At 73.4% G+C, this 11,806-nt stretch carries 13 protein-coding genes; 4 read left to right on the forward strand and 9 right to left on the reverse strand.

Translation table 11 applies throughout. The features are described 5' to 3' along the window. The coding region (locus tag AE652_RS22965; RefSeq protein ID WP_049654498.1) for an inositol monophosphatase family protein at window positions 1–684 on the forward strand (684 nt) is incomplete at its 5' end. Here AE652_RS22965 and AE652_RS22970 read toward each other — a convergent pair. The 6 genes from AE652_RS22970 to AE652_RS22995 all read right to left on the reverse strand — a co-directional run bounded on the left by AE652_RS22970 (window position 685) and on the right by AE652_RS22995 (window position 7,543). Beyond that, a complete protein-coding gene (locus AE652_RS22970) occupies window positions 685–1,665 on the reverse strand; it encodes an amidohydrolase family protein (protein WP_063780234.1) in 981 nt (326 codons plus the stop codon). It abuts the gene before it with no gap. Next, complete coding sequence (locus tag AE652_RS22975; protein ID WP_049654500.1) at window positions 1,662–3,296, reverse strand: acyl-CoA dehydrogenase family protein; 1,635 nt, start codon at window positions 3,294–3,296, stop codon at window positions 1,662–1,664. Before AE652_RS22975 ends, AE652_RS22970 begins: the two co-directional genes overlap by 4 nt. Next, entirely contained in the window at window positions 3,280–3,948 is a 669-nt protein-coding gene (locus AE652_RS22980) for a TetR/AcrR family transcriptional regulator (RefSeq protein ID WP_049654501.1), read from the reverse strand. Before AE652_RS22980 ends, AE652_RS22975 begins: the two co-directional genes overlap by 17 nt. A 185-nt stretch (window positions 3,949–4,133) precedes the next feature. After that, window positions 4,134–5,654, reverse strand: coding sequence for a S28 family serine protease (locus AE652_RS22985; protein WP_053112204.1), 1,521 nt, complete (start codon window positions 5,652–5,654; stop codon window positions 4,134–4,136). 258 nt (window positions 5,655–5,912) lie between these two features. Then, complete coding sequence (locus AE652_RS22990; RefSeq protein ID WP_049654504.1) at window positions 5,913–6,764, reverse strand: serine protease; 852 nt, start codon at window positions 6,762–6,764, stop codon at window positions 5,913–5,915. Window positions 6,765–6,913: 149 nt separating this feature from the next. Beyond that, window positions 6,914–7,543 (reverse strand): TetR family transcriptional regulator, encoded by a 630-nt coding sequence (locus AE652_RS22995; RefSeq protein WP_049654505.1) that lies wholly within the window; start codon window positions 7,541–7,543, stop codon window positions 6,914–6,916. 120 nt (window positions 7,544–7,663) lie between these two features. Here AE652_RS22995 and AE652_RS46520 point away from each other — a divergent pair, with 120 nt between their 5' ends. The 3 genes from AE652_RS46520 to AE652_RS23005 all read left to right on the forward strand — a co-directional run bounded on the left by AE652_RS46520 (window position 7,664) and on the right by AE652_RS23005 (window position 9,363). Then, window positions 7,664–7,819, forward strand: a complete 156-nt coding sequence (locus tag AE652_RS46520; RefSeq protein WP_159028531.1) for a hypothetical protein — start codon at window positions 7,664–7,666, stop codon at window positions 7,817–7,819. Between the two features lie 57 nt (window positions 7,820–7,876). Next, window positions 7,877–8,230, forward strand: coding sequence for a DUF4190 domain-containing protein (locus AE652_RS23000; RefSeq protein WP_234348497.1), 354 nt, complete (start codon window positions 7,877–7,879; stop codon window positions 8,228–8,230). A gap of 248 nt (window positions 8,231–8,478) precedes the next feature. Continuing rightward, complete coding sequence (locus AE652_RS23005) at window positions 8,479–9,363, forward strand: metallophosphoesterase (protein WP_049654506.1); 885 nt, start codon at window positions 8,479–8,481, stop codon at window positions 9,361–9,363. Window positions 9,364–9,492: 129 nt separating this feature from the next. Here AE652_RS23005 and AE652_RS23010 read toward each other — a convergent pair whose 3' ends face one another. From AE652_RS23010 to AE652_RS23020, 3 genes are all read right to left on the reverse strand, one after another. Next, on the reverse strand, window positions 9,493–9,804 hold the full coding sequence (locus AE652_RS23010; RefSeq protein ID WP_049654508.1) for an SHOCT domain-containing protein: 312 nt from the start codon (window positions 9,802–9,804) through the stop codon (window positions 9,493–9,495). A gap of 186 nt (window positions 9,805–9,990) precedes the next feature. Then, the gene (locus AE652_RS23015; protein WP_049654512.1) at window positions 9,991–10,668 is read right to left on the reverse strand and encodes a response regulator transcription factor; all 678 of its coding nucleotides are present in this window, start codon (window positions 10,666–10,668) and stop codon (window positions 9,991–9,993) included. Next, on the reverse strand, window positions 10,665–11,806 hold a 1,142-nt coding region (locus AE652_RS23020), incomplete at its 5' end, for a histidine kinase (protein WP_049654518.1). The genes AE652_RS23015 and AE652_RS23020, both read right to left, overlap by 4 nt.

Here is an 11,806-nt window from a genome sequence, read left to right on the forward strand (position 1 = left end):
GCGGCCCGCTTCGCCGAGCTGGACGGCCCGGCGGCCGCCGCCCTGCGGGAGCGGCTGACGGCGCTGCGCCCCCGGGCCGGCTGGGTGTCCGAGGAACTGGACGGCCCGGTGCCCGCCGAAGGCGAGTGGTGGCTGTGCGACGCGACCGACGGCGCGGTGCAGTACCTGCTCGGGCAGCCGCACTGGGCGGTGACCGCCACGCTGGTGCGGGACGGCGCGGCGGTGCTGGCCGTGGTGCACGCCCCGGAGCAGGACGGCCGCACCTACCGGGCGGTGCTCGGCGGCGGGGCCGAGCTGGACGGGCGGCCGATCGCGCCCCTGGAACGGGAGTTGGCCGTCACCGTCGCCGCCACCAGCCAGCCGCCCCGGGTGGCCGCCGACCCGGTGGCGCTGCGCCGGGCCGGCGAGTCGCTGTCCGCGATGGCGGGCGCCGTCCTGGCGGTGCGCAACCTCGGCCCGACCGCGCTCCAGGTGGCCCAGGTCGGCTCCGGGCACCTGGCGCTGTTCTGGGAGTACGGCCTGGACGCGGGCAACCTGCTGCCCGGCGCCCTGATCGCCCGCGAGGCGGGCGCCACGGTGACGGACGCCGCCGGGGCGGCCTGGACGGCCGGCTCCGACGGCTTCCTCGCCGCCGCGCCCGGGCTGCACGCCCGGGCGCTGGAGGTGCTGCGGACGGTGCGGTGATCAGCCCCTCGGCTCGGGCCCCGCTTCGGACCCCGGTTCGGGTCGCGGTTCCGGTCGCGGTTCGGGTCGCGGCTCGGGTCCCGGTCCGAGTCCGAAGAGGGCGGCCGCGTTGTCGTGGCAGACCGCCCGCAGCCACTCCTCCCCCAGCCCCAGCCCGGCCAGCGCCTCCAGCTGGTGGACGTACCGGTAGGGGATGTTGGGGAAGTCGCTGCCGAGCAGGACGCGCTCCCGCAGCCCGCGCAGGCGCGGCAGTTCCGCGCGCGGGAACGGGACGTCGGCCTCGGCGAAGTCGGTGAACGCGATGGTGGTGTCCAGCCGGACGGCCGGGTGGCGCTCGGCCAGGTCGAGGAAGTCGCGGTACTCGGGCATCCCGAGGTGGGCGACCACCAGGACCAGGCCGGGGTGCCGTTCCAGCACCGCGCCGATCGGGCCGGGGCCGGTGAACTTGCCCGGCACCGGCCCGGACCCGCAGTGGGTGACCACCGGGGTGCCGGTCTCGGCGAGCAACCCCCAGACCCCGTCCAGCAGCGGGTCCGCCGGGTCGTAGCCGCCGACCTGGAGGTGCGCCTTGAACACCCGGGCGCCGTCCTCGATCGCCCGGGCCACGTAGCCGGGCGCCCCGGGCTCGGGGAAGAAGGTCGCGGTGTGCAGGCACTCCGGGGTGCGGGCGGCGAAGTCGGCGGCCCAGCCGTTCAGCCAGCCGGCCATGCCGGGCTTGTGCGGGTAGAGCATGGACGTGAACGCCCGGACGCCGAAGTCCCGCAGCCGCCGGACCCGTTGCTCCTCGGCCTCGCGGTAGGTGATCGGCCACGGGCGGTTCACCAGCGGGCCGGCCGCGTCGAAGTACGCCCACACCTTGTCGAGGACGTTCTTCGGCATGAAGTGGGTGTGCACGTCGATCAGCCCCGGCAGGCCGAGGCCCTGCCAGAACGCCCGGACGCCCTCCGCCTCCCGGTCGCCGTCCGCTTCCCGGTCGCTCACGCGATCACCGGGCGGGCGCGGTCGATGATCGCCCCGGTGTCGACGCCGGACGGCAGGGTGCCGAAGGCCGCGCCGTGGTCGCCGCCGAGCCGGCTCGCGCAGAACGCGTCGGCGACCGCCGGGCTGCCGTACCGGACCAGCAGCGAGCCCTGGAGGGCCAGCGCCATCGACTCGACCAGCCGACGGGTGCGGTACTCCAGCTCCCCCGGGTCGGTCAGCTCCTTGCGCAGCGCGGCGACGGCCGCGTCCAGCCGGCGGTCCGCGCCGGCGGCGGCGTCGAGTTCGCCGAGGAAGGCCTCGACGGTCTCCGGGCGCTTGGCCATGGCGCGCAGCGCGTCCAGGGCGGCGACGTTGCCGGAGCCCTCCCAGATCGACACCAGCGGCGCCTCCCGGTAGAGCCGGGGCATCCCGGACTCCTCCACGTAGCCGTTGCCGCCCAGGCACTCCAGCGCCTCGGCGGCGTGCGCCGGACCGCGCTTGCACACCCAGTACTTGGCCACCGCGAGGCCCAACCGCCGGACCAGCGCGTCGGTTTCGTCGCCGGCCAGGGCGCGGTCGGTGGCCCGGGCGAGCCGCATCGCGACGATCGTGGCCGCCTCGGACTCCACCACCAGGTCGGCGAGCACGTTGCGCATCAGCGGCTGGTCGACCAGCGCCTTGCCGAACGCCCGCCGGTGCAGGGCGTGGTGCACCGCCCGGGTGGCGCCGTAGCGCATGCCGGAGGCCGCGCCGACGGTGCAGTCGAGCCGGGTCATGTTGACCATCTCGATGATGGTCGGGACGCCCCGGCCCTCCTCGCCGACCAGCCAGCCGACCGCGCCGTCGTACTCCAGCTCGGCGGAGGCATTGGACTTGTTGCCGAGCTTGTCCTTGAGCCGCATCAGCTGCAGGCGGTTGCGGCCGCCGTCCGGCAGGACGCGCGGCAGCGCGAAGCAGCTGAGGCCGCCCGGGGCCTGGGCGAGGGTCAGGAAGAGGTCGGACATCGGCGCCGAGGTGAACCACTTGTGGCCGGTGAGCCGGTAGGTGCCGTCGGCGTGCGGGGTGGCGGTGGTGGTGTTGGTGCGGACGTCCGAGCCACCCTGCTTCTCGGTCATCGACATGCCGGCGATCAGCCCGCGCTTGGTACGCGGCTCGCGCAGCCCGTAGTCGTACTCCCGGGCGGCCAGCAGCGGCTCCAACTCGGCGGCCAGGGCCGGGTTGGCGCGCAGGGCCGGGACGGCGGCATAGGTCATCGAGATCGGGCAGGTGTGGCCGGCCTCGACCTGGCCCCAGACGAAGAACCGGGCGGCGCGGGCGGAGTGGGCGCCGGGGCGCTCGTCGCGCCAGGGGGCGGCGTGCAGGCCGTACCCGACGGCGGTGCGCATCAGCTCGTGCCAGGCCGGGTGGAACTCGACCTCGTCGATCCGGTGGCCGAAGCGGTCGTGGGTGCGCAGCACCGGCGGGTTCTCGTTGGCCAGCCGGGCCCACTCGGCGGCCTGCTCGGAGCCGGCCAGCCGGCCCAGCTCGCGCAGCTCGGGCTCGGCCCAGCCGGCGTCGGCCCGCTGGAGGGCGGCGAGCAGGGTGGGGTCGGCGGCGGTGTCGTGTCCGTACGGCAGGGGCACCTGGTTGGTGACCTCATGCGTCGCTGTCATCGCGTCCTCCCAGGGCACGCAGGGTGAAGGAGACCAGGGCGGGGACCACCGTGGTCTTGTCGCTCTGTTCGGGCTCGGCGGCTCCGGTCCCGGCCGCTCCGGGTGTGGCAGCTGTTCCGGGTGCGGCGGCGAGCGGGCCGGCCAGGGCCTCGCCGACCGCGCCGACCAGGGCGGCGGCGGTCAGCACCGGGTCCTGCTCGGGCAGTTCGCCGCTCGCCACGGCGGCGGCGATCTCGGTGGCGATCACGTCCCGGAACGCCCGCCGGAACACCAGGCGCTCCTCGTCCACGACCGCGTCGGCCGGCTCGACCAGCAGCGCGTACGCCAGCCGGGGCGCGCGCAGGGCGCGGGCGGCGAAGGTCTCGACCACGGCGGCGATCCGCCGCCGCGGGGTGTCCTGGCGGGCGACGGCGGCGTTGACCGCGTCGATCTCGTGCGTGACCACCCGGCGGAACAGCTGCACCGACAGCTCGGCCTTGCCGCTGAAGTGCTGGTAGAGGCTGCCGGTGGCGATCCCGGCTCGGTCCGCCACGGCGGCCATCGTGCAGCCGCCGTAGCCGCGCTCGGCGAGCAGGCCGACCGCCGACTGGAGCACCGCTTCGCGCTGGGCGTCCAGGCGGGCTTGTACGGCGGGCGTGCGTCGGTAGGCCATGCAAGCATTGAAGCACTGATTCACTGCTTCGGGGAGGGGCTGGGGCGGCCCGACCTTCCCGCCGGCGGGGCGCGGGGGACGTGCGGGCGCGGGGGCGCGGGACGACGCGAGGAGGCCGCCCCGGGTTCCGGGACGGCCTCCTCCTCGTGCGTGGTGGTGCGACCTGCCTAGCGTGAGCGCGAGCGCTACAGCGGGCGGCGCTCCTGCTCCAGCCGCTGGCCCTCGACGTCCAGCGGGCCGAAGTCCGAGCCCGGCTGCGGCGTCTTGGCGAGCGAGCGGGCGGCGTTCGCGTCGCCCAGACCGGCCCACTCCAGCACCTTGGCGGTGGCCTCCGCCGACTGCGCGGCGGGCAGCTGCTCGATCTTCGAGCCGTGGTTGCCGCCGGGCACGGTGTAGACGTAGCTGTCCTCGCTGCCCCGGCCGAGGTGGAACGGCTTGGCACCCCACGGGTCGTTGCCGCCGTAGACGTACATGATCCGCTCACCCTCGCGCTTCACCCAGCGGTCGATGTCGGGCATCGCGTTCGGGTTGAAGACGGTCGGGATCTCCTTCGGCACGTAGCTGCGGACCGAGTAGAGCTCCTTGTAGTCGTAGTGCAGCACGTCCTTCAGGTGCGAGACGTCGAAGAACGGCGCACCCAGCTCGGTCGCGGCCTGGTAGTAGTACGCGGTGTACTTCGCCAGCGACTGGTCGCTGTTGCCCGTGATGCCGGACTGCGAGTCGAACCAGGCGTACAGCTCGTCGTCGGTCGCGGTCGCGGCGACCGGGACCTTGGCGCAGTCGGCCTCCAGGCTGTACTGCCAGAAGCCCCAGACCACGTCCAGCACCCCGGCCTCGTACGCGCGGTCCGGGGAGCCGAGGGTGTTGAAGGTGGAGCCGGACGCCTTGTTGTCGGCGACGTAGCGGGGCACCAGGCGGTCACGGCGCACCAGCAGCTCGCGCTGGGCCGCGTTCAGCCTCGCCCGGCACTCGGGGGTGCCGACGGTCCGGAAGAAGTCGCTGTACGCCTGGTAGTCGTTGACGTTCGTGTTGTTCGGCGCGACGTAGGCGATCGTGCCGGCCACGTCGTCCGGGTAGAAGCGGCGGAAGTAGGTGGAGGACATGCCGCCCTTGCTGGCGCCGGTGGACAGCCACTCCTCCTGGTAGATCCGCTTGAGCGCGGTCACCAGCCGGTGCGAGTCCGCGGCGCCCTGGCGGATGCCGGCCTTCGACCAGTCCGCCGGCTCCGGGCGGGAGGGGGTGAAGAACCGGTACTCGATGGACACCTGGTTGCCGTCCACCAGCCGGGTCGGCTCGGTGCGGGACGGGTTGGTGCCCAGCGTGTAGCCGTTGGTGTAGAAGACGGTCGGGCGGTCGTAGCCGCGGTGCAGCAGGCTGAAGCGCTGCTGGAAGGTGCCCAGCCAGGGCCGGAAGTGGTCGATCGGCTGGGTGTACGTGGCGACGAAGTAGCGGTGACCGGTGGTGGTCGGCTTCTCCTCGGTGATCGTCACGCCGGGGATCGCCGCCAGGCGGTCCTTGATGTCGGCGGTCGGGTCGTCGGCGGGGCTCCGGCCGTGGCGGGACCCCTTGCCCTGGTCACCCTGCGCCCCCTGGGCACCCTGCGCGCCCTGGCCGTCGGCGGCGGACGCCGGGCTCGCCAGGCCGCCGAGCGCGAGCAGCGGTATCAGCAGGGCGGAAGCCAGCAGCCTTCTCACGGTGGTGGTCATCAACTCTCCATCTGTTCAGCTGACATGATCGCCGCCCGCCGGTACGGCCGCGCGGCGCGGGTGGAGCGGATGGTGCGGGTGGAGCGCGGTGGAACTGGTGGAGCGGGGTGGAGCGGTGGCCGACTGATGGACGGCCGGGTGGAGCGGGATGGAACGGGTGGAGCGGTGGCCGACCGATGGACGGCCGAATGGGCCACCCGCCGTTCGCGGATGGCCCATCGGGGGAAAAGTGCTGGTCAGCGCGGTTGCCCTGGTGGCTTACGGGCGGGGCAGGGTGCAGCCGACGAGGGTGAGGTCGAAGCGGTTGCCGGCGGCGAAGCAGGCCGGGATCCCGTAGGTCTCCTGGGCGTAGCCGATGCCCGGACGGACCGTCACCGCGCCGTTCTGGTCCACCTCGCAGGGGTTGTCCAGGGTGCAGGTCTCGCCGCTCTCGTTGATCGTGTTGTTGACGGCGACCACCTGGCCGGTCGAGGCGTCGACCACCGGCGAGCCGGAGGTGCCGCCGATCACGTTGCAGGTGGAGGTGTAGCGGACCGAGTCCTTGAAGGTCCAGTCGGCTTCCTTCAGCCGGTAGGCGAAGCCGTCCACCGAGCAGGAGTAGATCTTCTTCCAGTAGCCGGAGACGACCTTGATCGAGGTGCCCTGGACCGGGTGGGTGGCGGCGATCGTCAACGGGGCTATGCCGTACCGGGACTGGATCGAGGCGTAGGTGGTGTTCAGCTGGTAGATCGACACGTCGGTGTCGGTCATCGCGCCGTAGACGATCTTGTTCGCGCGCAGCGTGGCGACACCGCTGCCGCTCCCGTTGAGCAGGGTGAAGGTCCGGCTGGAGGACCGGTTGAGGACCACCTCGCCCGGACCGGGCATGCCGGTCTCCAGGCAGTGGCCGTTGGAGAGTATGAGGGCCGGGTCGTTCGCGGTCGAGCCGGGCATCCGCACCAGCGAACCGGAGCAGTTGCTGAGGGCGACCGTCCCGGCGAAGTTGACGGCGGTGACGGGCTTGGCGGCGGAGGCCGCGGCCTGGGCCGGAGCGGCTCCGCCGAGGGCGGTGGCCCCGGCGACCAGGAGCGCGGCGACCGTGCCTATGAGCGGCTTGAGCGGCTTCTTCATGAGAGACCTCTCGGTGTGGGGGGATCCACTGGTGGGGGTGCACCAAAGCTGTCGCGGACATGACCCACTGTCAAGAGTCAAAGCAACACCAAGAACCGCCCAAGCCGCAATGACCGGTTATCGTCGCCACCCGGCCAACGCCCGGACGGTCAACCCGCCTGCCAGTGCTCCCGACCGAGACTGATCAGGCGCAGTTGGAGGCGCGCGGTGGCGGCGATCCGCCGCTCCCGGGCCGGGTCCGTCTCCAGCGCCTCCAGGAAGGCGGCGGCCGTGGAGACCATGTGGTCGACGTACAGCTCGGCGAGCATCCGCAGGTCCTGCTCGCTCCACCCCCGCGACTGCGGCTGCAGCGCCAGGGCGGCTCCCACCTCGGCGGCGAAGCGGCCGAGTTCGGCGTCGATCGCCTCGCGCACCCGCCGCACCCCGCCGTGCCGCTCGCGCGCCAGGAAGCGGACGTGCGGCCGGTGTTCGCGGACGTGCCGCTCGATCACGTCCACCGCGCGGTCGATCAGCTCCTCCGCGTCGCCGGCCTCGGCGAGCACCGAACGGATCATGACGTGCAGGCTGGCCAGCGACTCCTCGACCAGCGCCACCCCGAGGGCGGCGAGGTCCGGGAAGTGCCGGTAGAAGGCGGCCGGGGAGAGCCCCGCCTCGCGGGTGACCTCGCGGACGCCCAGGCTCGCCAGGTTCTGATCGGCCAACAGGTGCAGCCCGGCGTCCAGCAGGGCCCGCCGACTCTGCTGCTTCTGGGCCTGTCTGGCCCCAACGGTGTGACTCACGCCATTCAGTAAACATTCGTTTGCCGAACTTGGCCAGCCGAGCGTAGAGTGGGGCCGAAGTCAGTGAACACTTGTCAACCGAAATCGGCGCAGTCCCAGCCGCAGCCGAAGGAGTCAGCCGTGATCCTGCTCTCCGCCCTGGTCGCCATGGGCATCCTGATCGGCACCGCCGCCCACACCTCGCTCCCGGTCTTCCTCGCCGCCTCCGCCGGCATCACCACCTGGTTGCTCGCCTTCGGCGCCCGCGAGGGCATCGCCCGCCTCCGGCACCGCTGACCCGGCCGCTCCGCGGACCGCACCCGCGGCCACTCTTCAGAGAGGACCCGCACCACCATGAGCACCGTCACCGACCGTGTCACCACCGGCCGCCTCGCCATCGGCCGCCAGAACATTGACCGCCCGGAGCGTCAGGCCCAGCAGACTGCTCGTCAGGCGACCGGCCGTCAGGGCACCGCCGAGGCCGACAACCTCGCTGTCGCCTCCTTCCTCCTCGGCCTGCCCGGCCTACTGCTGTTCAACATCGTCCTCGGGCCGATCGCCATCACCCTGGCCACCTTGGCCCTGGTCCGCGGCACCAACCGGCGCGGCCGCGCCGTCCTCGGCCTGACCCTCGGCATCGCCTCGCTGGCGATCCTCGCCGTCACCACCGCCACCTCCCACGGGGTGCTCATCGACATCAGCTCCTGAACCGGCCCGACCCCAACTCCCCTTCCACTCCCACTTCCTGATCCCTCCTCCTGTCCACAGCCCGCCTTCCGCTCGGCTCCCGATCCACCGTCCCGGCCCTGACCCGCCGGTGAACCACCGGTGAATCGCCGGGCTGACCTCGGCTCCTGAACCGACGGTTCGAACGACTGATCCCGTCAACCCGCCCCACTCCCCCCGCCCGCCACGTAGGGTGGGCCCCATTGGCCGGGCGACCTCAGGGGGCAGGAGTGACTACGGAGAACCGCAGCGAGGCACAGCCGGAACGGACCACTCCGACGGGTGGACGGCTGCTCGCCGTGAGCGATCTGCACATCTCCTACCAGGAGAACCGCGACCTGGTGGAGAAGCTCCAACCCTCCCACCCCGGGGACTGGCTGCTCGTCGCCGGTGACGTCGCCGAGATCACCACCAGCATCGAGTGGGCCCTCGGCCTGCTCGCCGAACGCTTCGCCCGCGTGGTGTGGGTGCCCGGCAACCACGAGCTGTGGACCCACCCCGAGGACCCGGTCCAGCTGCGCGGAGTGGCCCGCTACGAGCACCTGGTGGAACGCTGCCGCCGGCTCGGCGTGGTGACCCCCGAGGACCCGTACCCGGTCTGGGAGGGCCCCGGCGGACCCGTCCGCATCGCCCCGCTCTTCCTCCTCTACGACTACACCTTCCGCGCGCCGGGCACGACCACCAAGGAGGCCTCCCTGGCGGCCGCCTACGAGAGCGGCATCGTCTGCGCGGACGAGCGGATGCTCTACCCGGACCCGTTCCCGGACCGCGACTCCTGGTGCCGCGAGCGCGTCCGGCTGACCGAGAAGCGACTGGCGGCCTGCGACCCGGACATCCCGCTCGTCCTGGTCAACCACTACCCGCTGGTCCGTCAGCCCACCGAGATCCTCTGGTACCCCGAGTTCGCCCAGTGGTGCGGGACCGAGCTGACCGCCGACTGGCACACCCGGTTCAACACCGCGGCGATGATCTACGGCCACCTCCACATCCCGCGCCGGACCACCTACGACGGCGTCCCGTTCACGGAGGTCTCGCTCGGCTACCCGCGCGAGTGGCGCAAGCGCGGACTGCCGGACCCGCTGCTGCGGGAGGTCTTCCCGCAGCAGGCGGGCTGAGCCTCCGGCCCACCGTCACGCGGCCGGATTGCCGGCCCCCGGTGCCGCCGACGCCATGGACCTCCACGGCGTCGGCGACCCGGTCGTCGGCCACCCGGGCGGCGGCGCCCCGTACGACGCCCGGGGCGGTCACTTGGCGCCACCTCCTACGGGGTCGCCCCGCGGCGGTTCGCTGAGCACGGCCCGCTTGGCGCGGTACTCCTCGGCGTCGATGTCGCCCTCGGCGTAGCGGCGGCCCAGGACGGCCAGCGGATGCTCCGCGACGGCCCCGGCTCCCGATCCGGGCCCGAACCCGGCCCTGGCGCCGTACCCGCAGCCGTGCCGCCGCCAGACCGTGCGGCGCAGGACCGCGATCACCAGGACCACCACGGCGATCCAGACCAGGGGGATCAGCAGGATCCACGGGCCCGGGCCGTGCCAGTCGGCCAGCTGGGTGTACATGGTGGTTCAACTCCTCGGTGGTGGGCTTCCAGCACCTCGGGCGGTTCCCGAGACACCTGAAGCGTCCCGCCGAAGAGCCTCATCGCGCGTCCTACCAGCAGCGGCAGTTGGGATACTCCCGGGAGAGTACGAACCACCCGCGACGCTCCGGCCCGGGAGCAGCCCGCGCCCCGACCGCCTCCGCGCTCAGCCCAGCCAGCCCGGCCGCACCAGCCCCGACTCGTAGGCCAGCACCACCAGTTGCGCCCGGTCCCGCACCCCGAGCTTCACCATCGCCCGGCTGACGTGCGTCTTCGCCGTCAGCGGGCTGACCACCAGCCGCCGGGCGATCTCCTCGTTGGACAGCCCCATCCCGACCAGCGCCAGCACCTCGCGCTCCCGCTCGGTCAGCATCGAGATGTCCGGGAGCCCCTGCGGCACGGTCTCGGGCCGCTTCGACCGGGCGGCGAACTCGCCGATCAGCCGCCGGGTGACCCCCGGTGAGAGCAGCGCGTCCCCCGCGACGGCGACCCGGACCGCCCGCAGCAGGTCGGCCGGCTCGGTGTCCTTGACCAGGAAGCCCGCCGCCCCGGAGCGCAGCGCCTCGAAGACGTACTCGTCCAGCTCGAAGGTGGTCAGCACGACCACCCGCACGGAGGACAGCGCCGGGTCCTCGGCGATCCTCCTGGTCGCCTCCAGCCCGTCCATCCGCGGCATCCGGATGTCCATCAGCACGACGTCCGGCACGAGTTCGCGGGCGAGCCGGACCGCGGCCTCGCCGTCGTCCGCCTCGCCGACCACCGTGAGGTCGTCCTGGAGGTCCAGCAGGGCCCGGAAGCCCGCCCTGACCAGCAGTTGGTCATCCGCCAGCAGTACCCGAATCAATCGCTCTCCGCCTTCGGTGTCGGCAGCTCCGCCCGGACCCGGAAGCCGCCGTCGGGCAGCGGCCCCGCCGTGATGGTGCCACCGAACGCCGCCGCGCGTTCCCGCATCCCGACCAGCCCGCTGCCCGACCCGCCCGCGTCGCCGGGCACCGCGGGCCCCGGGTCCTCCACCCGGACCACCAGCACGGCCCGGTCCGTCCAGTCCAGCACCACGACCGCCTGCCGGGCCGCCGAGTGCCGGACCACGTTGGTGAGCGCCTCCTGGACGATCCGGAAGGCGGTGAGGTCGACGGCGGCGGACAGCGCGCGCCGCTCGCCGCGCTCCTGCACCTCCGCCTCCAGGCCCACCCGGTCCGCCTGCTCGGTGAGTTCGTCCAGCCGGTCCAGCCCCGGGGCCGGCCCGCGCGGCGGCGCGCCGGGCCCGCGCAGCGTCGCGAGCACCTGGCGGACCTCGCCGAGCGCCTCCTTGCTGGTCGACTTGATGGTGACCAGCGCGCCGCGCGCCTCCTCCGGCCGCCGGTCGAGCAGCGCGAGCGCGACCCCGGCCTGGATGTTGATCAGCGACAGGCTGTGCGCCAGGATGTCGTGCAACTCCCGGGCCATCTTGAGCCGTTCCTCGTTGGCCCGGCGCTCCTCCAGCTGCTGCCGGTAGGCCCGGTGGGCGGCGATCCGCTCGCGCCGGAACCGGACCAGCTCGCCGCCCGCCATCACCAGCAGCAGCCAGGCCAGCAGCCCGAGCTCCTGCGGCCAGACGCTGCCGGACGGCGGGGCGGCGCGCTGCCAGCTCGCCGGCAGCACGAAGGCGCCCAGCAGGTGCACCAGGTAGACCCCGGCCGCGCCCGTCCAGGCCGCCCGGCGGTGCCCGGAGCCGATCGCCGCGCAGCAGGCGATCAGCCAGCTCACGAAGACCGGCCCGTACGGGTACCCGGCGGCCAGGTACCCGGCGGTGACCACCGAGGTGCCGGCCGCCACCGCGACCGGCCGGCGGCCGCGCAGCACCAGCAGGGCAGGCCCGAGCAGCAGCAGGAGGTAGCCGAGGGCGTCCAGCGGGACCCGCCCGTGCTGGCCGTGCGCGGCGACGGTCGAGCCGACCACCTGGATCGCCGCGACCGCCACCGCCGGCCCCAGTGCGTGGCCCG

It is taken from the genome of Kitasatospora sp. MY 5-36 (assembly GCF_001182915.1).
GTDB lineage: Bacteria > Actinomycetota > Actinomycetes > Streptomycetales > Streptomycetaceae > Kitasatospora.